29 protein-coding genes and 1 tRNA gene are annotated in these 25,228 nt (G+C 60.0%); 26 read left to right on the top strand and 4 right to left on the bottom strand.

The features are described from left to right. Positions 1-111 precede the first annotated feature (111 nt). From C4K27_RS24035 to C4K27_RS23970, 14 genes are all read left to right on the top strand, one after another. Positions 112-858 (top strand): YebC/PmpR family DNA-binding transcriptional regulator, encoded by a 747-nt coding sequence (locus C4K27_RS24035; protein ID WP_007931120.1) that lies wholly within the window; start codon positions 112-114, stop codon positions 856-858. A gap of 156 nt (positions 859-1,014) precedes the next feature. After that, positions 1,015-1,539, top strand: coding sequence for a crossover junction endodeoxyribonuclease RuvC (gene ruvC, locus C4K27_RS24030; protein WP_007931118.1), 525 nt, complete (start codon positions 1,015-1,017; stop codon positions 1,537-1,539). 114 nt (positions 1,540-1,653) lie between these two features. After that, positions 1,654-2,262 (top strand): Holliday junction branch migration protein RuvA, encoded by a 609-nt coding sequence (gene ruvA, locus C4K27_RS24025; protein ID WP_007931117.1) that lies wholly within the window; start codon positions 1,654-1,656, stop codon positions 2,260-2,262. Then, positions 2,263-3,321, top strand: a complete 1,059-nt coding sequence (ruvB, locus tag C4K27_RS24020) for a Holliday junction branch migration DNA helicase RuvB (RefSeq protein WP_009045286.1) — start codon at positions 2,263-2,265, stop codon at positions 3,319-3,321. Positions 3,322-3,460: 139 nt separating this feature from the next. After that, entirely contained in the window at positions 3,461-3,928 is a 468-nt protein-coding gene (ybgC, locus tag C4K27_RS24015; protein WP_025805902.1) for a tol-pal system-associated acyl-CoA thioesterase, read from the top strand. Further along, a complete protein-coding gene (gene tolQ, locus C4K27_RS24010; protein ID WP_007931111.1) occupies positions 3,918-4,613 on the top strand; it encodes a protein TolQ in 696 nt (231 codons plus the stop codon). The genes ybgC and tolQ overlap by 11 nt, the downstream gene beginning before the upstream one ends. A 14-nt stretch (positions 4,614-4,627) precedes the next feature. Beyond that, complete coding sequence (gene tolR / locus C4K27_RS24005) at positions 4,628-5,080, top strand: protein TolR (RefSeq protein ID WP_007931110.1); 453 nt, start codon at positions 4,628-4,630, stop codon at positions 5,078-5,080. Next, positions 5,080-6,159: a cell envelope integrity protein TolA gene (tolA, locus tag C4K27_RS24000; RefSeq protein ID WP_007931108.1), complete on the top strand. Its 1,080-nt coding sequence runs from the start codon at positions 5,080-5,082 to the stop codon at positions 6,157-6,159. The genes tolR and tolA overlap by 1 nt, the downstream gene beginning before the upstream one ends. Before the next feature lie 38 nt (positions 6,160-6,197). Beyond that, positions 6,198-7,457: a Tol-Pal system beta propeller repeat protein TolB gene (gene tolB / locus C4K27_RS23995; protein WP_007931107.1), complete on the top strand. Its 1,260-nt coding sequence runs from the start codon at positions 6,198-6,200 to the stop codon at positions 7,455-7,457. 52 nt (positions 7,458-7,509) lie between these two features. Further along, positions 7,510-8,007, top strand: coding sequence for a peptidoglycan-associated lipoprotein Pal (gene pal / locus C4K27_RS23990; protein ID WP_003178634.1), 498 nt, complete (start codon positions 7,510-7,512; stop codon positions 8,005-8,007). A 6-nt stretch (positions 8,008-8,013) separates the two neighbouring features. Beyond that, positions 8,014-8,838 (top strand): tol-pal system protein YbgF, encoded by an 825-nt coding sequence (gene ybgF / locus C4K27_RS23985; RefSeq protein ID WP_007931106.1) that lies wholly within the window; start codon positions 8,014-8,016, stop codon positions 8,836-8,838. A gap of 166 nt (positions 8,839-9,004) precedes the next feature. Continuing rightward, on the top strand, positions 9,005-9,652 hold the full coding sequence (gene queE, locus C4K27_RS23980; protein ID WP_007931105.1) for a 7-carboxy-7-deazaguanine synthase QueE: 648 nt from the start codon (positions 9,005-9,007) through the stop codon (positions 9,650-9,652). Position 9,653: 1 nt separating this feature from the next. Further along, positions 9,654-10,343, top strand: a complete 690-nt coding sequence (gene queC / locus C4K27_RS23975; RefSeq protein WP_053262392.1) for a 7-cyano-7-deazaguanine synthase QueC — start codon at positions 9,654-9,656, stop codon at positions 10,341-10,343. A 63-nt stretch (positions 10,344-10,406) separates the two neighbouring features. Further along, positions 10,407-10,482: transfer RNA gene (locus tag C4K27_RS23970), tRNA-Lys, on the top strand. Between the two features lie 100 nt (positions 10,483-10,582). Here the strand turns inward: C4K27_RS23970 and C4K27_RS23965 are convergent. Further along, complete coding sequence (locus C4K27_RS23965; RefSeq protein ID WP_053262391.1) at positions 10,583-11,467, bottom strand: helix-turn-helix domain-containing protein; 885 nt, start codon at positions 11,465-11,467, stop codon at positions 10,583-10,585. A gap of 421 nt (positions 11,468-11,888) precedes the next feature. Here C4K27_RS23965 and C4K27_RS23960 point away from each other — a divergent pair, with 421 nt between their 5' ends. From C4K27_RS23960 to C4K27_RS23905, 12 genes are all read left to right on the top strand, one after another. After that, on the top strand, positions 11,889-12,080 hold the full coding sequence (locus C4K27_RS23960) for a Flp family type IVb pilin (RefSeq protein ID WP_053262390.1): 192 nt from the start codon (positions 11,889-11,891) through the stop codon (positions 12,078-12,080). A 693-nt stretch (positions 12,081-12,773) separates the two neighbouring features. Then, entirely contained in the window at positions 12,774-12,965 is a 192-nt protein-coding gene (locus C4K27_RS23955) for a Flp family type IVb pilin (RefSeq protein ID WP_053262389.1), read from the top strand. A 27-nt stretch (positions 12,966-12,992) separates the two neighbouring features. Beyond that, entirely contained in the window at positions 12,993-13,511 is a 519-nt protein-coding gene (locus C4K27_RS23950; RefSeq protein ID WP_053262388.1) for an A24 family peptidase, read from the top strand. A 14-nt stretch (positions 13,512-13,525) separates the two neighbouring features. Beyond that, positions 13,526-14,845: a DUF8689 domain-containing protein gene (locus C4K27_RS23945; protein ID WP_053262387.1), complete on the top strand. Its 1,320-nt coding sequence runs from the start codon at positions 13,526-13,528 to the stop codon at positions 14,843-14,845. A 16-nt stretch (positions 14,846-14,861) separates the two neighbouring features. After that, the gene (gene cpaB / locus C4K27_RS23940) at positions 14,862-15,668 is read left to right on the top strand and encodes a Flp pilus assembly protein CpaB (protein ID WP_053262386.1); all 807 of its coding nucleotides are present in this window, start codon (positions 14,862-14,864) and stop codon (positions 15,666-15,668) included. 37 nt (positions 15,669-15,705) lie between these two features. Further along, the gene (locus C4K27_RS23935) at positions 15,706-17,043 is read left to right on the top strand and encodes a TadE/TadG family type IV pilus assembly protein (protein ID WP_053262385.1); all 1,338 of its coding nucleotides are present in this window, start codon (positions 15,706-15,708) and stop codon (positions 17,041-17,043) included. An 8-nt stretch (positions 17,044-17,051) separates the two neighbouring features. Next, positions 17,052-17,522 carry a TadE/TadG family type IV pilus assembly protein gene (locus C4K27_RS23930; RefSeq protein ID WP_009045264.1) on the top strand — a complete coding sequence of 157 codons (471 nt, stop codon included), beginning with the start codon at positions 17,052-17,054 and terminating at the stop codon, positions 17,520-17,522. Continuing rightward, positions 17,522-18,025: a TadE/TadG family type IV pilus assembly protein gene (locus tag C4K27_RS23925; protein ID WP_053262384.1), complete on the top strand. Its 504-nt coding sequence runs from the start codon at positions 17,522-17,524 to the stop codon at positions 18,023-18,025. The genes C4K27_RS23930 and C4K27_RS23925 overlap by 1 nt, the downstream gene beginning before the upstream one ends. Next, positions 18,019-19,236: an AAA family ATPase gene (locus C4K27_RS23920; RefSeq protein ID WP_053262383.1), complete on the top strand. Its 1,218-nt coding sequence runs from the start codon at positions 18,019-18,021 to the stop codon at positions 19,234-19,236. The genes C4K27_RS23925 and C4K27_RS23920 overlap by 7 nt, the downstream gene beginning before the upstream one ends. 3 nt (positions 19,237-19,239) lie before the next feature. Beyond that, the gene (locus C4K27_RS23915) at positions 19,240-20,673 is read left to right on the top strand and encodes a TadA family conjugal transfer-associated ATPase (protein WP_053262382.1); all 1,434 of its coding nucleotides are present in this window, start codon (positions 19,240-19,242) and stop codon (positions 20,671-20,673) included. 2 nt (positions 20,674-20,675) lie between these two features. Beyond that, complete coding sequence (locus C4K27_RS23910) at positions 20,676-21,662, top strand: type II secretion system F family protein (protein ID WP_053262381.1); 987 nt, start codon at positions 20,676-20,678, stop codon at positions 21,660-21,662. Positions 21,663-21,689: 27 nt separating this feature from the next. Continuing rightward, complete coding sequence (locus tag C4K27_RS23905; protein WP_053262380.1) at positions 21,690-22,661, top strand: type II secretion system F family protein; 972 nt, start codon at positions 21,690-21,692, stop codon at positions 22,659-22,661. 74 nt (positions 22,662-22,735) lie between these two features. Here the strand turns inward: C4K27_RS23905 and C4K27_RS23900 are convergent, their stop codons facing one another. From C4K27_RS23900 to C4K27_RS23890, 3 genes are all read right to left on the bottom strand, one after another. Further along, positions 22,736-23,008 carry a DUF3613 domain-containing protein gene (locus C4K27_RS23900; RefSeq protein WP_053262379.1) on the bottom strand — a complete coding sequence of 91 codons (273 nt, stop codon included), beginning with the start codon at positions 23,006-23,008 and terminating at the stop codon, positions 22,736-22,738. 2 nt (positions 23,009-23,010) lie between these two features. Then, positions 23,011-23,733, bottom strand: coding sequence for a tetratricopeptide repeat protein (locus tag C4K27_RS23895; protein WP_053262378.1), 723 nt, complete (start codon positions 23,731-23,733; stop codon positions 23,011-23,013). Between the two features lie 107 nt (positions 23,734-23,840). Next, positions 23,841-25,085, bottom strand: a complete 1,245-nt coding sequence (locus C4K27_RS23890; RefSeq protein ID WP_053262377.1) for a type II and III secretion system protein family protein — start codon at positions 25,083-25,085, stop codon at positions 23,841-23,843. Positions 25,086-25,228 lie beyond the last annotated feature (143 nt).

Genomic DNA, 25,228 nt, shown 5'->3' with positions numbered 1-25,228 from the left:
CCTGAAGGCGCATCTTCGGATGCGCCTTTTTCTATTGGGTCGAGATATTTGTTGCCCGCCCGCTGTTACAGGCGTTGCGGGCAATGTTTCAAATAGAATTTGGAGCGCGTTATGGCAGGTCATTCCAAGTGGGCGAACATCAAGCACCGCAAAGAGCGTCAGGATGCCAAGAGAGGCAAGATCTTCACCAAGTGGATCCGTGAGCTGACGGTCGCCGCTCGTCAGGGCGGTGGCGAGCCGGGTTCCAACCCGCGTCTGCGCCTGGCCCTGGACAAGGCCCTGGGCGCCAACATGAGCCGCGACATCATCGATCGCGCCATCGCCCGTGGCGCGGGTGCGACCGAGGCCGACAATGTCGAAGAGCTGACCTATGAGGGTTACGGCCCGGGCGGCGTGGCGGTGATGGTCGAATGCATGACCGACAACCGCAACCGTACCGCCGCGGCCGTGCGCCATGCGTTCAGCAAATGTGGCGGCAACCTTGGCACCGATGGTTCGGTGGCGTATCTGTTCGAACGCAAGGGGCAGATCAGCTTCGCGCCGGGCGTCGATGAGGACGCACTGACCGATGCGGCGCTGGAAGCCGACGCCGATGACGTGGTCGTTCACGAAGACGGCTCGATCGATGTGTTTACCTCGTTCACTGGCTTCTATGCGGTACGCAATGCGCTCGAAGAGGCCGGTTTCAAGGGCGATGACGCGGAAATCGTCATGCAGCCGACGACCAGTGCCGAGCTGGATCTGGAAGGCGCCGAGAAGATCCTCAAGCTGATCGACATGCTCGAAGATCTGGACGATGTGCAGAACGTCTACTCCAACGCGGATATTCCCCAGTCGGTTGCCGAGCAACTCGGCTGATAGCGCGATAAAAGATCGCAGCCTTCGGCGGTTTCCCCCCTTTACACACAGGGTTACGCTGTACCTGTAGGGGAGCTGTCGAAGGCTGCGATTTTTTGTTTTTCCGGCTTCTCCCGGCGTTACCTTAGGCAACCGAATTTTCTCTTTGCAGGCGTTATGACTCTTATTCTTGGTATCGACCCGGGTTCACGCATCACCGGTTACGGCGTGGTACGTGATACCGGGCGTGGCTGCGTGTACGTGGCCTCGGGCTGTATTCGCACGGGCGCCGGAGAGCTGCATGAGCGGCTGCAAATCGTCTATCGCGGGGTTCGCGAGGTCATTCAGACCTACGGTCCGGTGACCATGGGCATTGAAAAGGTGTTCATGGCGCGTAATGCCGATTCGGCCCTGAAACTGGGCCAGGCCCGTGGCGCGGCCATCGTGGCGGGAGCCGAGGAGAGCCTGGAAATCGCCGAATACACCGCCACTCAGGTCAAGCAGGCGGTGGCGGGCACCGGTGGAGCCAACAAGGAGCAAGTGCAAATGATGGTCATGCACTTGCTCAAGTTGACCAGCAAACCGCAGATCGACGCCTCGGACGCCCTGGCGATTGCCATCTGTCATGCCCACACCCGTTCCAGTCTGCTGCCCCACGGCCTGGGTACCGCACGCAGTCGTGGCGGTCGCCTGCGTCTCTGATAGCATCTGCGCAAACATTTGATGAGTGGAGCATCCCGCGCCTGTCTGCCCGGCCCGGATCTTCGCTCTATGACTCGCCGGCCGCTGATCTGGCCTGAGCTAAGGATCTGAAACGTGATTGGACGCTTGCGCGGCACCTTGGCTGAAAAACAGCCGCCGTACCTGATTCTCGATGTAAACGGCCTGGGTTACGAGGTGGAAGTCCCCATGACCACCCTGTACCGCCTGCCGTCGGTCGGTGAACCGCTCACCCTGCACACCCATTTGGTCGTGCGTGAAGATGCCCAGTTACTCTATGGCTTTGCCAGCAAGCGCGAGCGGGACTTCTTTCGCGAACTGATTCGCCTCAATGGCGTGGGGCCGAAACTGGCGCTGGCACTGATGTCCAGCCTGGAGGTCGACGAGCTGGTGCGTTGCGTGCAAGCGCAGGACACCTCGGCACTGACCAAGGTGCCGGGGGTCGGTAAAAAGACCGCGGAGCGCTTGCTAGTCGAACTCAAGGACCGCTTCAAGGCCTGGGAAACCGTACCGAGCATGTTTGCCCTGGTGCCGAACCAGCCGGATGCGCCGATGCCGGTGGCCAGTGCCGAGACCGATGCGGTCAGCGCCCTGATCTCCCTGGGCTACAAGCCGCAGGAAGCCAGCAAGGCCGTTTCCGCGATCAAGGAAAAAGGCCTGAGCAGTGAAGACATGATTCGCCGCGCCCTGAAGGGAATGATTTAAGTGATAGAAGCAGATCGTCTGATCGCCGCCACGGGCCCCCGTGAGCGCGAGGAAGTCCAGGACCGTGCGATTCGCCCCGTCAGCCTGGCCGAATACATCGGCCAGCCGACGGTGCGCGAGCAAATGGAGCTGTTCATCCAGGCTGCCCGCGGGCGCAACGAGTCGCTGGACCACACCCTGATCTTCGGCCCGCCGGGCCTGGGCAAGACCACGCTGGCCAACATCATCGCCCAGGAAATGGGGGTGTCGATTAAGAGCACCTCGGGGCCGGTGCTGGAGCGCCCAGGGGACCTGGCGGCGCTGCTGACCAATCTCGAACCGCACGACGTGCTGTTTATCGATGAAATCCATCGCTTATCGCCGATCGTCGAGGAAGTGCTGTACCCGGCCATGGAAGATTTCCAGCTGGACATCATGATCGGCGAAGGGCCGGCGGCCCGTTCGATCAAGCTCGACTTGCCGCCGTTCACCCTGGTGGGGGCGACGACCCGCGCGGGCATGCTGACCAACCCGCTGCGCGATCGCTTCGGTATCGTCCAGCGCCTGGAGTTCTACAGCACCGCGGACCTGGCGACCATTGTCGGGCGCTCCGCCGGCATTCTCGGCTTGCCGCTGGACCCGGATGGCGCCTTTGAAATCGCCCGGCGCGCCCGCGGGACGCCGCGTATCGCCAACCGTTTGTTGCGCCGAGTAAGGGACTTTGCCGAGGTTCGCGCCAAGGGCCACATCACCAAGCCCATCGCCGACCTGGCGCTGAACCTGCTGGATGTCGACGAACGTGGTTTCGACCACCAGGACCGGCGCCTGCTGCTGACCATGATCGAGAAGTTCGACGGCGGGCCGGTGGGGGTCGACAGCCTGGCGGCCGCCATCAGCGAAGAGCGGCATACCATTGAGGACGTGCTCGAGCCCTATCTGATCCAGCAAGGCTATATCATGCGTACGCCGCGCGGGCGTGTGGTGACCCGGCATGCCTATCTGCATTTCGGTCTAAACATCCCGTCACGATTGGGGGAGATGCCTGTGGTAGACGAATTCCTCGATGCCGTGGACGATTAATAACCGCTTCGGCAGCGATTTATTCGCAGCTTGTGCGGTCCTAGGGGGCTGGCATTGCCGTTATTTTGCCAGAAAGCCGTTCGAGAATGAAAAACAGTTGCCCGGCCGGATTGGCAACCTGAGGAGTAAGCACTAGAGTATGCGCGCGCAAAACGGGCTTGAGTCGTTCGCACATCGTTGTCGCGTTTATTACGAAGACACCGATGCCGGCGGCATCGTGTATTACGTTAATTACCTTAAGTTTATGGAACGGGCTCGAACCGAACGGCTACGAGATCTGGGCTTTGCCCAATCGCAGTTGGCAGGGGAGAACCTGTTGTTCGTCGTGCATTCCAGCGAAGCGCGCTACCACGCGCCGGCGCGACTGGACGACGAGCTTCTGGTAAGTGCAGAAGTCATCGAATTGAACCGGGCCAGCCTGCGCTTCAAACAGCAGGTCAGGCGAGCCACGGATAATGCACTGCTCTGCGAAGGGCAGTTTCTGGTGGCCTGTGTGCGCACCGACAATTTGAAACCCCGGGCCATTCCCGAAGCTCTACGTGCGGCCTTCGCCGACGTGAGCGGCGCGGGTACACACTCAGAGCAGGAGATAAAGCGTGGAAGCTAACGTCGTCGACCATTCCTCCATGTGGAGCCTGGTCAGCAATGCCAGCATCGTTGTGCAGTTGGTAATGCTGACCCTGGTAGCCGCATCGGTGACCTCATGGATCATGATCTTTCAGCGCAGCAACCTGCTGCGTGCCGGTCGACGCGCCCTGGAGAGCTTCGAAGAGCGCTTCTGGTCGGGTATCGACCTGTCCAAGCTGTACCGTCAGGCGGGCAGCAACCCGGACCCTGATTCGGGCGTGGAGCAGATCTTCCGTGCCGGCTTCAAGGAATTCTCGCGCCTGCGCCAGCAGTCGGGCGTTGATCCCGAGGCGGTCATGGAAGGTGTTGCGCGTGCCATGCGTGTCGCCATCTCCCGCGAAGAAGAGAAGCTTGAGCAGAGCCTGCCATTCCTCGCCACTGTCGGCTCGGTCAGCCCGTATATCGGTCTGTTCGGTACCGTCTGGGGGATCATGAACTCCTTCCGCGGCCTGGCCAGCGCCCAGCAGGCGACCCTGGCGACCGTTGCGCCGGGTATCGCCGAAGCCCTGATCGCCACCGCGATCGGCCTGTTTGCCGCGATCCCGGCCGTTATCGCCTACAACCGCTTTGCGGCCCGTGGCGAGACCCTGATCAGCCGTTACTACACCTTCGCCGACGAGTTCCAGGCGATCCTGCACCGTAAAGTGCACACCAGCGAAGAGTGAGCAGGTAAATCCCCATGGCCCGAGTTCGCCACAAACGCAAGCCGGTTGCCGAGATGAACGTGGTGCCCTACATCGACGTGATGTTGGTACTGCTGGTTATCTTCATGGTGACCGCGCCGATGCTCAATCAGGGCGTGAAAGTCGATCTGCCCAAGGTTTCCAGCGAAGCCTTGCCGCAGGACAACAACACCCAGGTCCTGACCATTTCGATCAAGGCTGACAAGACCTACTACTGGAACCTTGGCAGCGAAGTCGACACCGACAAGCAGATGGACAAGGCCATGACCTTGCCGCAGATGACCGACGCCGTGACCAAGATCATTCGCGCCGGCAATGAAGGCGGCAAGCATACCCAGGTGTTCATTCGCGGCGACAAGTCCGTCGACTACGGCGCCGTCATGGGCGCCATGGGCGGACTGCAGAAGGCCGGCGTCGGTAACGTTGGCTTGATTACCGAGGCGCCCTGATGCAGCAACAGCGAGAGCCGTCCGCCTCGGAAAGCTACTTCTGGCCTAGCGTGTGGGCAATTGCCCTGCACGTTCTGGTGTTCGGCATGCTGTTCGTCAGTTTTGCCATGACGCCGGAGTTGCCGCCGTCCAAGCCGATCGTCCAGGCGACCCTGTATCAGCTGAAATCGAAAAGTCAGGCGACCACCCAGACCAATCAGAAGATTGCGGGTGAGGCGAAGAAATCCGCCGCGCGCCAGACCGAAGTCGAGCAGATGGAGCAGAAAAAGGTCGAGCAGGAAGCGGTCAAGGCTGCGGAACAAAAGAAAGAAGAGGCTGCTCAAAAAGCCGAGGAAGCGAAAAAGGCCGACGAAGCCAAGAAAGCGGATGAGGCGAAGAAGGCTGATGAAGCCAAGAAAGCCGACGACGCGAAGAAGGCTGCGGAAGCGAAAAAGGCTGAAGAGAAACAATTGGCTGATATAGCCAAGAAGAAAGCCGAAGAAGAAGCCAAGAAAGCCGCCGAAGAAGAGGCCAAGAAAAAGGCCGCTGAAGAGGCGAAGAAAAAGATAGTCGAAGACGCGAAGAAGAAAGCCGCGGAAGACGCCAAGAAGAAAGCTGAAGCGGACGAGGCGAAGAAGAAGGTCGCCGAGGACGCGAAGAAGAAAGCCGCCGCCGACGCAGCCAAGAAAAAGGCTCAGGAAGCAGCGCGTAAATCCGCCGAAGATAAAAAGGCCCAGGCCCTGGCTGATTTGCTTTCCGATACGCCGCAGCGTCAGCAGGCATTGGCGGACGAGCAGGGCGACGAAGTCGCGGGCAGTTTCGACGATCTGATTCGTGCTCGTGCGGCGGAAGGCTGGGCTCGTCCTCCTTCGGCGCGCAACAACATGACTGTCGTGCTGCAAATCGGCATGTTGCCGGATGGTACGGTGACTTCGGTGTCGGTGGCCAAGTCCAGCGGCGATGGTCCGTTCGATGCCTCGGCGGTAGCTGCGGTCAAGAACATTGGACGTTTGACAGAAATGCAGGGAATGAAGCCGAGCGATTTCGCTCCGTATCGTTCATTCAAGATGACATTCACACCTGAGGATCTAGCCTTGTGAGAAACCTTCTTCGAGGATTGCTTGTCGTTATTTGCTGTATGGCAGGGATAGCGACAGCGGATGAAAAGAACATTCTGGTCACCAGTGGCAGTGACCGGGCCACGCCCATCGCCGTAGTGCCATTCGGTTGGCAAGGGGGCAGCGTGCTGCCCGACGACATGGCGGAAATCATCGGCAACGACCTGCGCAATTCGGGTTACTACTCGCCGATTCCAAAGCAGAACATGATCAGCCTGCCGACCCAGGCCAGCGAAGTCATCTACCGTGACTGGAAGGCCCTGGGTGCCCAGTACATCATGGTCGGCAGCATTGTTCCGGCAGGCGGTCGCCTGCAGGTGCAATACGCCCTGTTCAACGTCGCCACCGAACAGCAAGTGCTGACCGGCAGCGTCTCGGGTAGCGTCGACCAGTTGCGTGACATGGCTCACTACATCTCCGACCAGTCGTTCGAAAAGCTCACCGGTATCAAGGGCGCCTTCTCGACCCGCATGCTGTACGTCACGGCAGAGCGTTTCTCCGAGAAGAACACGCGCTACACCCTGCAACGCTCCGACTATGACGGCGCGCGCGCGGTGACCCTGCTGCAATCCCGTGAGCCGATCCTGTCGCCGCGCTTCGCGCCGGACGGCAAGCGCATTGCCTATGTGTCGTTCGAACAGAAGCGCCCGCGCATCTTCGTTCAGCACATCGACACTGGCCGTCGCGAGCAGATCACCAACTTCGAAGGCCTGAACGGCGCGCCTGCCTGGTCGCCGGACGGCCAGCGCCTGGCGTTCGTGCTGTCCAAGGACGGCAACCCGGACATCTATGTGATGAACCTGGGTTCGCGTCAGATCTCGCGTGTGACCGCGGGGCCTGGCATCAACACCGAACCGTTCTGGGGCAAGGATGGTTCGACCATCTACTTCACCTCGGACCGTGGTGGCAAGCCACAGATCTACAAGACCAGTGCCGGTGGTGGCGGTGCGGAACGGGTGACTTTCGTGGGCAACTACAACGCCAACCCGAAACTGTCCGCGGATGAAAAAACCCTGGTCATGATTCACCGGCAGGACGGCTTCACAAACTTCAAGGTAGCTGCTCAGGATTTGCAGCGTGGCAACGTAAAAATCCTTACCGACAGCACACTTGATGAGTCGCCTACTGTTGCGCCCAACGGCACCATGGTAATCTACGCCACCCGCCAGCAGGGCCGGGGAGTCTTGATGCTCGTGTCCATTAATGGACGCGTGAGGCTCCCGCTTCCTACCGCTCAAGGCGAAGTCAGAGAACCGTCCTGGTCCCCTTACCTGAACTGACGCGGCGCTTTACGTTTTACTTAACACACTGGGGTTCATTAGGAGTTTCACGATGGAAATGCTGAAGTTTGGTAAGTTTGCTGCGCTGGCTCTGGCCATGGCTGTAGCTGTAGGTTGCTCCTCCAAAGGCGGCGACAACGCTGGTGAAGGCGCTGTTGATCCAAACGCTGGTTACGGCGCTAACACCGGTGCAGTTGACGGCTCCCTGAGCGAAGAAGCTGCTCTGCGCGCAATCACCACCTTCTACTTCGAATACGACAGCTCGGACCTGAAGCCAGAAGCCATGCGCGCTCTGGACGTTCACGCCAAAGACCTGAAAGCAAACGGCGCTCGCGTTGTTCTGGAAGGCAACACCGACGAACGTGGTACTCGTGAGTACAACATGGCTCTGGGCGAGCGTCGTGCGAAAGCCGTTCAGCGCTACCTGGTGCTGCAAGGCGTTTCCCCAGCTCAGCTGGAACTGGTTTCCTACGGCGAAGAGCGTCCAGTTGCTACCGGCAACGACGAGCAGTCCTGGGCTCAAAACCGTCGCGTCGAACTGCGTAAGTAATTCGTCATGCGAACGTGCCGTCGTGCTCTAACTGTCTTGGCTCTCAGCCTCGCGCCGCTTTCGGTGTGGGCTGCGGTTCCTGTGGTCGATAACAACTCGGGCTATAACAATAGCGGAGGCAGTTATCCGCCAGCGGGTTATGGCACGAACGGCGCCTATGCCGGGGGAGGGGTTTCGACCCCTGTCTCGGCACAGGGCGAGCTGTTCCAGCAACTGCAGCAAATGCAGGATCAAATCGCTCGGCAACAAGGTGTGATTGAAGTACTGCAAAACGATATTGCGCGTATGAAGCAGGAAAGCCTGGAGCGTTACCAGGATCTTGATCGACGCATTGGAGCGGGCGGTGCACCTGCCGCGACTCCTGATAATTCTTCTGCCGGTGGCGATGCCAGTGCCGCCGGTGCAGCTGCCGGGGCTGCCTCGCAAGCTCCAGCGGCAAGCAGTGAACCGGGCGATCCGGCGAAGGAAAAGCTGTATTACGAAGCAGCCTTCGACCTGATCAAGGCCAAGGATTTCGACAAGGCCAGCCAGGCTTTCGCCGCGTTCCTGCGTAAATACCCAAACAGCCAATACGCGGGTAATGCCCAGTACTGGTTGGGCGAAGTGAACCTGGCCAAAGGCGACCTGCAAGGTGCCGGCCAGGCATTTGCCAAGGTCTCCCAGCTGTATCCGAAGCATGCCAAGGTGCCGGACTCGCTGTACAAGCTGGCTGACGTAGAGCGCCGCCTGGGCCACACTGACAAGGTCAAGGGCATTCTGCAGCAGGTGGTGGCCCAATATCCGGGTACTTCCGCCGCCCAGCTGGCTCAGCGCGATCTGCAACGCATGTAATCGAGTTTGAGCTGTTTTGAAGAAACCCGCGCTTGCCGCGGGTTTTTTCGTTAGAATCCATGCCCTTTTTATGAAACACGCTTCCTGGGATTACCGTGTTTGCGGGATTCCTCGAGGTGCCTGACGGAGGCGGACAGCCTGTTTAGCTGTTACGCCCGTGGCGACTATGCAAGACACATTGAGAATTACCGAAGTTTTCTACTCGTTGCAGGGTGAAACTCGGACTGCCGGCCTGCCCACGGTATTTGTGCGCCTGACCGGTTGTCCGCTGCGTTGCCAATACTGCGACAGTGCCTACGCCTTCAGCGGTGGCAGCATCCGCACCCTCGAGAGCATTCTCGAGCAGGTCGCCGGTTTCCGCCCGCGTTACGTCTGTGTGACCGGTGGCGAGCCTCTGGCGCAGCCTAATGCCATTCCCTTGCTCAAGCAGCTGTGTGACGCCGGTTACGAAGTCTCGCTGGAAACCAGCGGAGCCCTGGATATTTCCGCGGTCGATCCGCGTGTCAGTCGAGTGCTCGACCTGAAGACGCCGGGGTCGCAGGAAGCGCAGCGCAATCGTTACGAAAACATCGAACTGCTGACGCCGAACGACCAGGTCAAGTTTGTCATCTGTTCCCGAGAGGACTATGACTGGGCGGTTTCCAAGCTGATCCAGTATGGTCTGGAACGGCGGGCGGGCGAGGTGCTGTTCTCGCCGAGCCATCACGACCTCAATGCGCGCGATCTGGCGGACTGGATCGTTGCGGACAACCTGCCGGTGCGCCTGCAATTGCAGCTGCATAAATACCTTTGGAATGACGAGCCGGGGCGCTGATATGAATGAACAAGTTGCCACTGAAAAGCGGGCGGTAATCCTGCTGTCCGGCGGTCTGGACTCGGCCACCGTAGTGGCCATGGCCCGCGCCGAAGGGTATCGCTGCTACACCATGAGCTTCGATTACGGCCAGCGTCATCGCGCCGAGTTGCAGGCGGCTGAACGTGTCGCTCGCGACCTGGGAGTGGTGGAGCACAAGGTGATCGGCCTCAACCTCAACGGTATCGGCGGCTCCGCGCTGACTGACAACTCCATCGATGTGCCCGAGGCCCCGAGCGAAGGGATCCCTGTCACCTACGTACCGGCACGTAACACCGTGTTCCTGTCCCTGGCACTGGGCTGGGCGGAAGTGCTGGGCGCGCGGGACATCTTTATTGGCGTCAACGCCGTGGACTATTCGGGGTATCCGGATTGCCGTCCAGAATTCGTCGAGGCCTTCGAGCGCATGGCCAACCTGGCGACCAAGGCCGGGGTAGAGGGGCAGGGGTTCCGTATCCAGGCGCCGCTGCAGAACCTGAGCAAGGCCGATATCGTCAAGGCGGGCGTCAAGCTCGGGGTTGATTACGGCCTGACCGTGTCCTGCTACCAGGCCGATGATCAAGGGCGTGCCTGCGGCAAATGCGACAGCTGCCGTCTGCGTGCAGAAGGTTTTGCCGCGGCCGGTGTTAGCGACCCAACACCTTATTTTTGATTTTTTTCATATTGGGTGTTGAATTCTTTTTATAAATCAGTATTATACGCGCCACCACACAGCGGGTCGTTAGCTCAGTTGGTAGAGCAGTTGGCTTTTAACCAATTGGTCGTAGGTTCGAATCCCACACGACCCACCATTTTCTAGCAGTATTTAAAATCCGAAAGGCCCACGAAAGTGAGGATTTTCGGGTTTTTTTTTGCCAGCAGAAAATGTAATGGCGCACTGCATTGGCCTGTTCACCGACCTTCGATACGCAGCGGCAGGCTGTCGATCACCTGAGACAGCGTTTGCTCCAGTTCCACCTCTTCTTTTTTTACCCGTTCCGGGATTCTTCGGCGTTGTCGGTATTCGCTGGGGCTGGCGCCGGCGAATTGCTTGAAGGCGCGGGCAAAGTAGGACGGGTCCTTGAAGCCGACTTCATAGCCGATGCTGGTGATAGGCATCTGGCTGTTGTCGAGCAGATTCTTGGCGCAATCCATGCGTTTGCTCAGGATGTAGTCCATGAATCCCAGGCCATGGACCTCCTTGAACAGCCGGCTGAAGCGAAACGTGGTCATGCCGCAACGCTTGGCCAGCTCTTTCTGGTCGATGCTTTCACGAAAATTCTGCTCGATGTACAGCAGCACATCGCTGAGTGCCTGATGTTTCTGGTGCTCTACGGTCAGTCGGATGCTGTCCGGCAAGGACGGGCCGTGTTCGATCTGCAGCGTCTTGTTGCCGGGGCCGCTGCTGTGGCGCAGCTCGCAGAGCTGCTTCAGCGCATGCAGGAAGCGCCGGATCTCGGCACTCGAGAGAGGGAGCACCATGTATTCCCAGACACGCGAGCGCATGGCCCAGACGGCGAGTTCTTCGGAGTGCTGCACCGTGAACATGGCAATGGGAATGGAGGGAATCTTGTGTTTGATCTCCAGCAACAGATTGAGCCCTGGCATGTCCGGGCGGTCATAGTGCATGCAGATCATATCCGGTAGAGGATGAGTGTCCTTTTCGGGCAGGGACGCATCTTTCGACACCCGGCAATCGCAGGTTGGGCGAAACAGCGCGATCAGTTCTTCAGAGGATCGGTCGCGCGTGAGGTCGAACCATAAAAGAGAGGGTTTCTGGGCCGACTCAGGTCTCATTTCCTTATTCCTTCCTGGTGTCTCACTGTCACTTCCTGGGCTGTCAGTATCGCCACTGGGCTTTGCGGGCAAAGGATCAAGTTCTGATAACGCTTCATAAATTTTCTTGATTACCTTCTATGTCTGACAGCGAGATAAGAGTCACAGGCAGCTCCTTGCTGTTGCGATCGCCTTTTCTTGCATCACCGGCCACGGCTGAATCAATTTAGTGTTATATGAGAACAGTTCCTTTTCTGAAAAAAACTCCATCTGCCAGGTTTAGTTTCATTGGTGTTCTTTGCTGTCTTGCCAGGTGGCGCAAAAAAGTCCTAGAAACCGACAATAAACTCCTAACTCTTTGTGTTAGCCCCTGACTAGGATTCAGTCAGGCGGCACAAATACTGATCGCCTTAAAGCAACTTTCTTATATGAGGTGAACAAGATGAACCTGCAAACAATCAAAACCTCGGTGCTGGCATTCATCAAGGACGAAGAGGGTCTGACCATCGTGGAATATGCCGTGGCCGGTGGCCTGATCACCCTGGGCGCCGTTGCCGCGTTCGTGACTCTGGGGGGCAACGTGAGCACCGCCATTACCAGCCTGGGTTGCGCCGTTCAGGGCCAGGTGTGCTGACGACAGCCGTTGTGCCGAATCCTCGGCCCTGGGCTGGAGCTGCTTGTCGCTCGTACGCAGCCAGACTTCTCGGGTCTGGCTGCGATGAGCGGTTTCCCTCGGGCTGAGGCCGTACCTGTGGTCCATGTGTGTTTCCCACCTTTTTCTGTCTACTCTCGCCTGGACAGATGGAGCCGCCTCAATCGGTATGTGCAGTCAGCGCACAGTAGATGATGGATGGCTCCCGTCTTGCTCTCGAGCGAGTTCAAATCGTTAAAGTGACCTTTGGCCGAGCACGGCTCCATCGCTCTGTCGCGGCCTGCAAATTCTCTTTGCAGCTTCTGGAGTATCGTCGCTGTATTGCTCGCGTGAAGATCAAATCCTGATATGGAAGCCCCGGGTTACTTCGTTTCGCACTATGGTTTGGGTGCAGCGAATGCGGCCGGGGCTTTTGTCTTTGTCGGCCAGTGCTCAGGTCGGTCTTGCATCGACGGCGAGACTGTTTCAAGGCGACTCTTCAATTATTCCTTCCTTAGATAAACCATCTGTTCCTTGTGTTGTTCCTGGTGCTTTTTTGCATCTTTCAACAACAGCAATAAAGTCCTAACGATCAGCAAAAATCTCCTAACCCTTCCAATGCTCCCCTGACTAATGTTCAACCAGGCAGTACGACAGTGCTGCTCTTACATAAAAACACTTGAGTGAGGTGGGAAAATGAATCTGCAATCGATCAAGACTTCGATCATCAAGTTCGCCAAAGACGAAGACGGCCTGACCATTGTGGAATATGCAGTGGCCGGCGGCCTGATCACTTTGGGTGCTGTTGCTGCATTTATCACCCTGGGCGGCAACGTGTCCACTGCCATCACCAGCCTGGGATGCGCCGTCCAGGGGCAAGTCTGCTAACGCCAACTTCCACCGAGGGCTGCAGTCATGGGCAAAGAGCAATTATTCGTTGTTGCATTGATGCTGGGACTGCTGGGGATTGCGGTGGTGAGCGATCTTCGTCGCCACCGTATTCCCAACCTCTTGGTGCTGTTGGGGCTGGGACTGGGGATTGCCGGCCAGGTCTACTCCTCAGGCGTCATCGGGTTTGGTTATGGACTGCTGGGCATGTTGATCGGTTTCGTCGTTTTTCTTCCCCTGTACACCTTTGGCGGGATGGCAGCCGGCGACGTCAAGCTCATGGCCATGGTTGGCACTTTTCTCACTCCGCAGCACGCCCTCTGGGCTGCATTTTTCAGCCTGATCGCCGGCGGCGCGTGCGGGGTACTGATTGTGTTGGTACGTGGTCAAGTTCAACAGACCATGGGGCGCTACTGGCAGATTTTGAGAGCCAGGGCCTATTTTTCGCCGGCGGACGATGAAGTGGCCGGCAAACCCTTTCCCTATTCGGTTGCGATCCTGCTCGGCACATTGGCCAGCTTTTTCTGGTTGCCCCTTGGCCAGTAGCTCAGGAGAACATTATGTACGCCATCAGTAACAGCCGTCCGACCGGCAATGACCGGGAAGCAGTGCAGCGACTGGCTCCACAGCCACGCACGATCCTTGAGACCGGGCTGGCCGACAATTTCCTGGGAGACCTGGTCTGCAAGCATTTGCACGATGCGGGTGTACTGGACATGCCCCGACTGGTAGAGCGCCTGGCGCTGACGGGGGCGGTGATTGAAGAAGTCCTGACCTTCCTGCGTCAGGATCACCGGGTCGAGATCCTTGGCCAAGCCGGTGGCCAGGGCTTGCGCTACGGGCTGACCGAGCGCGGCCGCAATGCTGCCCGCGATGCCTTGTCGCGCAGTGGTTATATCGGCGCGGCGCCATTTCCGGTGAGCGCCTACCGCTCGCTGCTCAAGGTACAGACCATTCACCATGGCCGTATCAGCGCCCGGGACATGCAGGCTTCCTTCGGCTCCATGGTGCTGGCGCAGAACATGCTCGATCAGTTGGGCGTGGCCCTGAATTCCGGGCGCGCCATCATGATTTACGGGCCAGCGGGGACGGGCAAGACCTATGTCAGCAGTCGCTTGATCCGGCTGTTTTCCGAGTCCATCTGGGTGCCCCATGCGATTGCGATCAACGATGCAGTGATCGAGATCTACGACCCCCAGGTACACCGGCGTCTGGATGTCGGTGATCCGCAGAACAGCCTGATGCTCAATGAGGGGATCGACCGCCGGCTCCTGTGCTGTGAACGGCCGATCGTCATCACCGGCGGCGAGTTGACCATGGAACAGTTGGATATCCGCTACGACCCCTTCACTCGCCAGTACCAGGCACCGTTGCAGCTCAAGGCCAGCAATGGCCTGTTCGTCATCGACGACATGGGACGCCAGCGCATGGCGCCCGCGGAATTGCTCAATCGCTGGATCGTACCGATGGAGGAGAAACGCGATTTCCTCAACCTCGGCGGCGGGCGGCACTGTGAGCTGCCGTTCGACCTGATCCTGGTGTTTTCCACCAACCTGAACCCGTTGGAACTGGCCGACGAGGCGTTCCTGCGGCGGATTGGCTACAAGCTGCAGTTCGGCTACCTCAAGCCCGAGGAGTACGAACGTATCTGGATTCAAGAGACAGAGCGCCTGAACATCCAATACGACCCGCAACTGTTGCGCTACGTCCTGGATGAACTCTATGGCGCTGAAAACATGCCGCTGGTGCCTTGCCACCCGCGGGATCTCTTGAGCATGGCGCTCGATCGCCAGCGTTATGTGGGCGCCAGCGGACCCCTGTCAACCCTGGAACTGGAGTGGGCATGGCACAGCTACTTCGTCCAGCTCGACTTTCTTTGAGTAAGGAGATTTCGACATGAGTTCTCGTACTTTCACTCTGGTGACCCTGTCCGTGGTTCTGGGCCTGGGCGCGGCATGGATGGCCAACACCTGGCTCAATGCACGGCTCAACGCCACCCCCGACGATAACCAGCAGAACGTGGTGGTGGCGACCGTGGAAATCGCTTTCGGGCAAATGGTCGAGCCACAGCAGGTCGCGCTGGTCCGTATGCCCAAGGAGACGGTGCCCGAGGATGCTTTCGACGCGACCGAGAAGGTGGTGGGCAAGATCGCCACCTTCTCCATGCTGCGCGGCGACATCCTGCGCGGTGCGCGTCTGGCCGAACACCTGGGCGGCAGTACCCTGGCGTCGCTGATCGAGCCCACCAAGCGTGCGATCTCGGTCCGGGTGGACGACGTGGTCGGCGTGGGGGGCTTCCTGTTGCCGGGTAACCGGGTCGATGTGCTGGCTACCCGGCAGACCGGCAATACCGGCGATGCCGAATCCAAGACCATCCTGGAAGACCTGCGGGTGCTGGCGGTGGACCAGACGGCCAGTACTGACAAGACCCAACCGGTGGTCGTGCGCGCCGTGACCCTGGAAATGACCCCCCAGCAGGCCGAGGAATTGGTCAAGGGGATGGCGGCCGGCAAGCTGCAACTGGCCCTGCGCAATCCGCTGGACAACCAGAAGCAACCGGCGATGGTCGAGCCGGTCGCGATGATCCAGGAAGTGCCTGCCCCTCCCGTGGTGCGGCCGATTGTCCGGCGTCGTGCCAGCGGCGACAGCGGGATCACGGTGATCCGCGGGATCGAGGTCAACGTTGTGAAGTCCCAGCTGTAAATGATCGGGTACGACATAAACCAACGATGAGGGCTTGATGATGAGCGCGCGTATCCAACAGCCATTGAGTGCTTTCCCACGGCAGCAGCGCGGCGCAATGCTCGTCCTGGTGGTGATTGCCCTGGCCGCGATGCTGCTAATGGGGGCCCTGGCGTTGGATGGCGGCCATATGCTGGTGAACAAGTCCCGCCTGCAAAATGCGGTGGATGCCGCGGCGCTGAGCGGTGCCAAGACCCTCAGTACGGTAATGGGTACCACGGGAGCCGCGAGCCTGGCGCAGAGCGCTGCGCTCAATACCCTGACCCTGAATGCCAACGCCAGCGGCAATCAGGAGCTGGCCACCGCCATCGCCAACAATGTCGGCGGCTTTGCCACGGTGGAGTTGGCGTCCACTGTCTATGGGCCTTTCTCTTTCCCGGGGCCGGCCAATGCGAGCTACGTGCGGGTGACGGTCACCAACTATTCCCTGGCCGGATTCTTCTGGGGCGTCTTTCAGACCCTGGGCAATGGGGTCGGTAACAAGTTCGTGAGCGCGGTCGCTACCGCCGGGCCCAGCCCCGCCAGCCCTTGCGACCTCACGCCGCTGATGGTGTGCGGCGACCCGACAAAAAACAACCCGTCCACCGGGATGTTCTGGGGGTTCCAGTTCGGCGACCCGCAGGTGCTGAAAACCGCCGCAGGCAACAGCTCGCCGATTGGCCCCGGCAACTTCCAATTGCTCGATTTCGGTTCGGGCGGCAGCACGGTCAGGCAGGGGTTGGCAGGCGGTATCAACCAGTGCAACAGCGTCGGTTCGAATGTCCAGACCAAGCCGGGGAATACCGTGGGGCCTGCCTCGCAGGGCCTCAATACACGCTTCAATGAGTATTCCGGCGGTCTCAGCGCGGCGGACTATCCACCGGACCTGGTGATCACAACCAACTCCAAGTCGTTCACTTACGACGATACGCTCAAGCAGATTCAGTACAACAGTCAGGCGGTTACCTCCAGCAGCGGCAACTTGTCCGCGGGTGGCAGCGCCTTGTACGACTACAACAACTGGGTGCAGGACTCCGCCAACTGCGTTGCCGGTAGCGGTGGTGGCTGCCAGAGCAGCGGGGCGTTCGAGCGGCGGATCATCAAGATCGTGATCGGTGATTGCTCGGGCAAGAACGATGGGTCGTCCTCGATACCGGTGCTGGGGTTCGGCTGCTACTTCGTCCTGCAGCCCGCTTCGCAAAAGGGTAATGAGGCGCAGATATTCGGTCAGTTCGAGAGTGTCTGCGAAGGCGACAACGTGCCGGGTCCCAACCCGGCCAATACCACCGGGCCGCAGATCATCCAGCTGTACAAGACCTATATCGACAACAGCCAGACACCAAGTACCGACTCTTAGGAGGCTTTATGGGACGCAGAGGATTCAGGTCGCCGCGCAACCAGGGCGGCTTGGCGATGGTGGAGCTGGTGTTGACGCTGCCGCTGCTGCTGTTGCTGATGCTGACCTTCGCCGAGTTCGGCCGCATGTTGTTCCAGTACAACAGCCTGATGCAGGCCAGTCGCGACGCCGGGCGTTATGTCGCTGACAAGGCGTGGAACTCCACCCTCGGCAAGCTCGACCTGAGCGGCACGCTGCAGACCCAGGCCAAGAACGTCGCCGTCTATGGCGTGCCCGCCAACCCCAATGGCTACCCGGCGGTGGTGTCGGGGCTGACGCCGGCGAATGTCACGGTCAGCGCGGTGGGGGCCGAGCATGTCCAGGTCAGCATTACCTACACCTATGTGCCGGTGATCGGCAGTGCCTTGCCCGTCTTGTATGGCAGCAACGTACCGCTGGGCCTGGCCTTGACTTCCACTGTCGTCATGAGGGCCTTGTGATGAACGTCAAAGGTATGCGTGGGCTGTACACCGTCGAGTTCGCGATCACCAGCCTGGTGCTGTTCACCGTGCTGTTCGGTGTGCTGGAAATGGGCCGGCTGTACTTCACGGTCAATGCCCTGAATGAAACCGTGCGCCGCGGTGCGCGTCTGGCGGCAGTGTGCGATATCCAAGATCCGGTGATCCTGCGTCGGGCGATGTTCAACGCTTCCACCGACGGCGGTCCGAGCAGCCTGCTCAATAACCTGACGGCCGCCAACCTGAACCTGGTTTATCTGGACGCCAACGGCGCGGTCGTCACCAGCCCCAACGATCTGAGCGGCACCGGTGGCTTTGTCGCCATTCGTTATGTCCAGCTACAGGTATCCAATTTCAGTTTCAATCTGCTGATTCCTGGGTTCAACGGGGTGTTTGTCTTACCGGTATTCAGGTCGACCGTGCCACGTGAAAGCCTCGGTCGGCAGCCCCAGGCAGCAGTCACACCGGAGATCACACCATGTTGAGTACCCGAGAAGCGCCCGTCGCTGCCGCTACTGAAAAGCAGGGCAAACGCCTACTGATCAGTGGGCGCGACGCGACCACCTTGAATCATCTGAAAGCGTTGAGCCAGGGAATGCCGAACATTCAGGTCAGCACTCGCCTGGTGAGCAACGGTCATACCGATCCGCTGTATGGGCTGGAGCAGATGCCCGACTTCCTGCTGTTGCGCGTCAGCCATCTGTGGCGCGAAGAGCTGGCGGCCTTGTTGCAGCACCCGCTCAAGGAACGCCCACCGCTGTTGGTCTGCGGCCCGCTGGATGAGCGCGAGGGCATGCGCCTGGCGATGCAGGCCGGCGCCCGGGACTTTCTTCCCGAGCCGGTAGCGGCAGAAGAGTTGCAGGCGGCTATCGGCCGTATGCTCATGGAGGCCAATGCGGAGCAGGGGACCGGTGGCAAGCTGATTGCGGTGATGAACGCCAAAGGCGGTTCGGGAGCCTCGATGCTGGCTTGCAACCTGGCGCATCAGCTTTCCACCCGCGGTGGCAGGACCCTGCTGCTGGACCTGGACCTGCAGTTCGGCAGCGTGGCGCATTGCCTGGATGTGGTACCTACCCACAGCCATGTGGATGTGCTGAAGCAGGTCGAGTCCCTGGACAGCATTGCCTTGCGTGGCTATTGCAACCACTTCAGCCCGACCCTGCATGTGCTGGGCGGGCGTACCGGGGAGCTGTGCCTGACGCAGGATGTGCACCTGGACCAGCTGGAGAAACTGTTGCGCCTGGCCCGAGGGACCTACGACTGGGTCGTGGTGGATCTGCCACGACAGATCGATCACCTCACCGGCGTCACACTCGAACAGGCCGATCGCATCTACGTCGTGCTGCAGCAGAGCCTGAGCCACCTGAAGGATGGCACCCGCCTGACCCGCATCCTGCGCGACGACCTGAATGTGCAGAGCAACCGGATACAGGTGGTGGTCAACCGCTACAACAAGGCCTCGCCGGTGAGCCTCAAGGATGTTGCCGATGCCCTGCGCTGCACGACCCTGCAAGCCGTGCCCAATGACTATGCGGTGGTCAGCGAGAGTCAGAACACCGGTGTGCCGCTCGAGCTGCATGCGCCACGTTCGGGGGTGACCCTGGCCCTGCGTGAGGTGACCCAGAACCTGATCGGAATCGAGGTCGCCGAGAAGAGTTTGTTCAAACGTACCTTCAATCGTCTGTTCGGAGGCTAGGCCATGCTCAGCGACTTTCGTAATCGCCTGCGTCAGCAACCCGGTAAACAGGCACCGGCAGAAACCCAGGACGCGTCCCTCGATGGCAAAGAGTGCGCCAGTGTGCTCATGGCCTGGGAGGCCAGTGTGCCGGACCTGCTCTATGAAACCAGGACCAAACTCGGCTCGATGGAGGCCGAGTGGCGGGAAAAGATCTACCAGCAATTGCTCAAGGTCATGGACCTGTCGCTCCTCGATTCCCTGGAGCCGGCCGAGGCCGGGCGGCAGATCCGCGACATCTGCCAGCGCCTGCTCGATGAGCATTCGGCGCCGGTCAATTCCAGCAGCCGTCAGTTGATCCTCAAGCAGATCTCCGACGAGGTGCTCGGCCTCGGACCTTTGGAGCCGCTGCTGAACGATGCGAGTGTGTCCGACATCCTGGTCAACGGTCATGCCTCGGTGTACGTCGAGCGCTTCGGCAAGCTGCAAAGAACGGATGTGCGTTTTCGCGACGACCAGCACCTGCTGAATATCATCGATCGCATCGTTTCCAGCCTGGGGCGGCGTATCGATGAGTCCTCGCCGCTGGTGGACGCTCGCTTGAAGGACGGTTCGCGGGTCAACGCTATCATTCCACCGCTGGCCATCGACGGGCCGAGCATGTCGATCCGCCGCTTCGCCGTGGATTTGCTCAACACTGAGAGCCTGGTGCAGATGGGCACCCTGACCCCGGGCATCGCCCTGATGCTCAAGGCCATCGTCCGCGGCCGGCTGAATGTCCTGATCTCCGGAGGGACCGGCAGCGGCAAGACCACCATGCTCAACGTGTTGTCCAGTTTCATTCCGCACAACGAACGGATCGTGACCATCGAAGACTCGGCCGAGCTGCAACTGCAGCAGCCCCATGTGGTACGCCTGGAAACCCGTCCGTCGAACATCGAGGGCCGTGGCGAGGTGGGCCAGCGGGAGCTGGTGCGCAACAGCCTGCGTATGCGCCCGGACCGCATCGTCATCGGCGAGGTGCGTGGCGCCGAGGCGCTGGACATGTTGACGGCGATGAATACCGGCCACGACGGCTCGCTGACCACCATCCACGCCAACACCGCCCGCGATGCCCTGGGGCGGATCGAGAACATGGTGTCGATGACGGGGGCGACCTTTCCGATCAAGGCCTTGCGTCAGCAGATCGCTTCGGCCATCGGTGTGGTCATCCAGCTGGAGCGGCAGGAGGACGGCACGCGGCGGCTGGTCAGCGTGCAGGAAATCAACGGCATGGAAGGGGAAATCATCACCATGACCGAGATCTTCTCTTTCGTGCGCAGTGGTCTGGGCGAGAAAGGCGAGGTTGTGGGCGAATTCCGCCCCACCGGCATGGTTCCGGCGTTTCGCGATGTGCTGGCCAAACGGGGCATCGAGCTGCCGCTCAGCCTGTTCCGGCCAGACTGGATGGAGGGTTAGTCATGCATCAGATCCCCAGCGAGTTCATCCTGGCATTTCTCGGCATGGTGTTCACCGCCATATTCCTGCTCAGCCAGAGCGTGGCGGTGCCGGTGTTCGGCGAGGCCGGCAAGGTGCGCAAGCGTATCCGCAGTCGCCTCGACCTGCTGGAACGGGCCAGTAACCTGGAGAACATGCAGTCGGTACTGCGCCAGAAATACCTGCGTCGCCTGTCCCCGCTGGAGGCGCGTCTGGAGCAATTGCCAGCGATGGAGGCCCTGGCGCAGATGATCGAGCAGGCCGGGCATGAGTACCGCGCCTATCGGGTGCTGATGCTCAGCCTGGTCCTGATGATGGTGGCTGGCATGGGGACGTGGCTGTTCACGCAGCTGTGGTGGGCGGCGCTCCCGGCTGCTGCTATGGCCTTCTGGCTGCCGGTGTTGAAAATCTCCCGAGACCGCAACAAACGCTTTGCCCTGTTCGAGGAGCAATTGCCGGATGCCCTGGATGCCATGTGCCGGGCGCTGCGTGCCGGACATCCGTTCAACGAAACCCTGCAGTTGGTGGCCGACGAGCACAAGGGGCCGGTTGCCCACGAATTCGGCCTGACCTTTGCCGACATCAACTACGGCAACGATGTGCGTCGGGCCATGCTTGGCCTGCTGGAACGCATGCCGAGCATGACCGTGATGATGCTGGTGACCACTGTGCTGATCCATCGCGAGACGGGCGGCAACCTGACCGAGGTACTGGATCGTTTGAGCAGCCTGATTCGCGGCCGCTTCCGCTTTCAGCGCAAGGTCAAGACGCTCTCGGCCGAAGGGCGCATGTCGGGCTGGATCCTGGTGGCGATGCCTTTTGTACTGGCAGCGGGGATTGTGCTTTCGAGCCCGACCTATCTGCCTCTGCTCATCAATGAGCCGCTGGGACAGAAGATGGTGCTTGGCGCGTTTGTGGCGATGCTGGTGGGAATCTTCTGGATACGCAAGATCATCCGGATCCAGGTGTGAGCACAATCACTCGTAGGGGGTGAGGTCATGGAGTATCTGCTGAGTCTGATCCAAAGTGTGGTCGGTAGCGAGCAACTGGCGCGCCTGCTGTTCGCCGGGGCCATCGGCCTGAGCGTGGTGCTGGCCGTGGCGACCTTGGTATTGCTGGTGCAGGGGCTGCAGGACCCGGTGCACCGCCGTCTTCTGCTGATCAAGCGCGGTCATGGTGGTGATGGTCACCGGCAGCAGGGCGCGCCGAGCAACCTGCAATTGATGCTGGAGCAGGTCGGCCAGCGTTTTGCCTCCGGTGAACAGGAGCAGGCCTCGGCGACCCGGACCTTGCTGATCCACGCGGGCTTTCGCTCCCCGGCCGCTGTCCAGATGTACTGGGCGGTGCGCCTGCTGACACCGTTGGCATTGGTGGCGCTGGCAGTCCTGGCGCTGCCGCTGATACCGAAGGTATCGCTGCTTCTGGGGATGGGGCTGGTGATCCTGGCGTTGGGGGTAGGCTGGCTGGTACCGGCCATCTATGTCGACAGCCGCAGGAACGCGCGGATGACCCGTTTGCTCGTCGCCTTTCCGGATGCGCTGGACTTGATGGTGGTCTGCGTGGAGTCAGGCCTTGCCTTGCCCCAGGCGATCGAGCGGGTATCGGAGGAGATAGCGGTCAGCCAGCCTGAGCTGGCCATGGAGCTGGCACTGGTCAACTCCGAGGTCCGGGCCGGGATTCCCAGTACCGAAGCGCTCAAACATCTGGCCGAGCGTACCGGGCTGGAGGACATTCGCGGGTTGGTGAGTTTGCTGGCGCAGAGCATTCGCTTCGGGACCAGTGTGGGGACGACCCTGCGTATCTATGCCGAGGAGTTTCGTGACCGGCGCACCCAGCAGGCCGAAGAGAAAGCCGCGAAAATCGGCACCAAGCTGGTGTTTCCGCTGATCTTCTGCCTGTGGCCAAGCTTCTTTCTGGTAGCCATAGGGCCGGCAATCATCGGCGTCTTCAAAGTATTCGGGAAGTTATGAAAGAGGGGAGGGGCAAGGGCCATCGGCATGGATGGCATTGCCCCCTCTGAACTGAACGCCATCGCGACTTGCTGTCACTTCGAACCACCTGACCCACCCGAACCTGCGTACTCCTTGTAGTACTCGGGGATCGGGTGTTTGTAGTTGTCCAGCCAGCGCTGCAGGGTCAGTTCCCGTTCGCTGGGCGAGGCGTTCTGTGGGATGGGCGACTTGACCTGGTTACGACTCTGCAGCAGCAGCCAGGTTTCGGTCGACTGTTGTGACAGGGAGGCCGGGCCGGGTTCGATAGCCTGGGTCACCAGCGGAAGAAGCAAGAGTCCCAGGCAGCTAAGCGTTTGGTATTTCATCACTACCTCTGCGTTATTGGTTGATTGACACTCGATGGCGACGAATCCGTTGCAGTGACTGCCTGATCCTTAACTGCCTTCTTCGTCGCGCTCCTGAGTTTTTCGGCCCGCTCCTTGGCGCTGGAGACTTGTTCGGGTTTCAGGCCGGCACGATTGACCAGGTCCGAGGCCTGTTTCCAGTTGCCTTGATAAATCAGCAAGGTCACCAGGTTCAGGGTTGCCAGCTGATCGTCCTGTTTCAGCTCCATGGCCGTGAGGAACTCAAAGCGGGCTTGCCTGGTATTTCCCTGGTTGAGGTAGACCACCCCCAGGTCGTTGCGGATTTTCTCGTCGGTGGGGGACAGGCGTGCCGCTCGCGTCAGATGTTCCAGGGCCAGAGCGTTATCGTTGCGTGACGCCGCCAGTTGGCCCAGGCCATGCTCGCCTTCGGCGGCCAGGCAGGTGCTGAGCAGGCTGCGGTACAGCGGCTCGGCCTCGCTTTGGCCGAGCTGGCGATAGACCTTGGCCTTGCGCATGCGAACCTGTGCCAGGTTATCCGGCAGGCGTTGCAGATTGGCCAGACCGGCATGCAGCTTGCCTTCGCCGATCATGTCGTCGGCCAGGCTCAGCGACAGTTCCTGATCCGAATCCAGCTTGCTGCATGCCTGTTTCGACCAGGCACCGCCGCCATTCGTGGCACAGCCGCCGAGCATGAGCAGCCCTAAGGCAGCAATGACTACTTTCATTTTTCCCTCCTGGAACAATCCGATTGTCGAGGAATGGCCAACACCGGACTTGTCGAGTCCGGTGTCGTTGAGCCTGAGCGTAGCGAGCGACGAGCCAGAACCCTGATTCATTGCGAAAGCCCGCTGGCGGCCTGGTCATAATTGCCGTTTTCCAGGAAGTACAGACGGAACCAGTTCGGGTCGTAGTTGCGCAGTGGCTCGCCAGGCAGTACCGGCAGCTTGGCGTTGACCGCCAGCGGTTGCACCAGATGCGGGGTGACGATCATCAGCAGTTCCTTCTCTTCGCGCCTGATCGAAGAATCACGGAAAAATGCCCCCAGGATCGGAATCTCTCCCAGGCCGGGGAACTTGCTCACGGCTGTGGTATTGGTGGTGCTGATCAGGCCGCTGATCACGAAGCTCTCACCGTCGGCCAGGGAGATGCTGGTGTCGGTGCGACGCACAACCAGGGCTGGCACCGAGATGCCGTTGACGGTAATCCCGTTGTTGAAGTCCAGCTCGCTGACTTCCGGGGCGACCTTCAAGGCGATGCGGTCATTTCCGACGATCGTGGGGGTCAGGGTCAGGCGAATGCCGAATTCCTTGTACTGGATGGTAATACTGTCGCTTCCGCTGCTGGGGACCGGAATCGGCACTTCACCACCGGCCAGGAAGCTGGCGCTCTGCCCGCTCAGCGCCACCAGGCTCGGACGCGCCAGGGTGTAGGCAAACCCACTGCCTTCCAGAGCGTTGATCAGCCCAAGGACGTTACCGCCGCCAAAGCCGATATTGAACTGGCCGTTGTTGAGCGGTATGTTCGGCCTGACACCACCGATATTGCCGGGCGTCACCGTCACCAACGGGACTGTGCCCGGGGAGCTGAACAGGAAGTTACCGCTCTTGCCGAAGATCGAGGTGCCGGCCTCTTTCAGCTTGGTGCGGCTGACTTCGACAAAGCGGATATCGGTCTGCACCTGGCTGGCCAGCGCCGGATCTTCGGAGGGGGGCAACAGTGAACTCACCATTGAATGAGGGCCTTTGCCCTGAACGAACACCATGCTCTGGCGAGGTTCCTTGTCGCAGGCTGTCCAGACCATCAGGCTGGTGGCGCCGGGCGCAATCCCCGTCAGCAGGTACGAATCCCGTCCATTGAGATACACATCGGCAATTTTCGGGTCGCCCACGGCCAACCGGGTAATGGCGACGGGGGAGTGCATTATCGTCTGCTGACCCTCTCCCACTTCCACCGTCGACGGCAGTGGCTGCAATCCAGCGCAGTTATTTGATGCCGCCATGGCCATTCCGGTGGGAAGACCAGCGACAATCAATGTCCACGCCACTCTCCTGAGCACCTGTACACAATCACTGTTCATGCACTGCATCCTTGTTTGGGCTGGGGGAAACCGCAAGGGCCGGTCAGCAGGGATCATTTCTCCGTAATCTGAACCAGAGCCCGCCAAGTGTTGCTGCAACCAACCAGCAGTTAGCTGTTTCTGTAACTGACGTTAGCGCAGAA

It is taken from the genome of Pseudomonas chlororaphis subsp. chlororaphis (assembly GCF_003945765.1).
Classification (GTDB): Bacteria; Pseudomonadota; Gammaproteobacteria; order Pseudomonadales; family Pseudomonadaceae; genus Aquipseudomonas; species Aquipseudomonas chlororaphis.
This window is presented reverse-complemented; position numbering and strand designations above follow the sequence as displayed.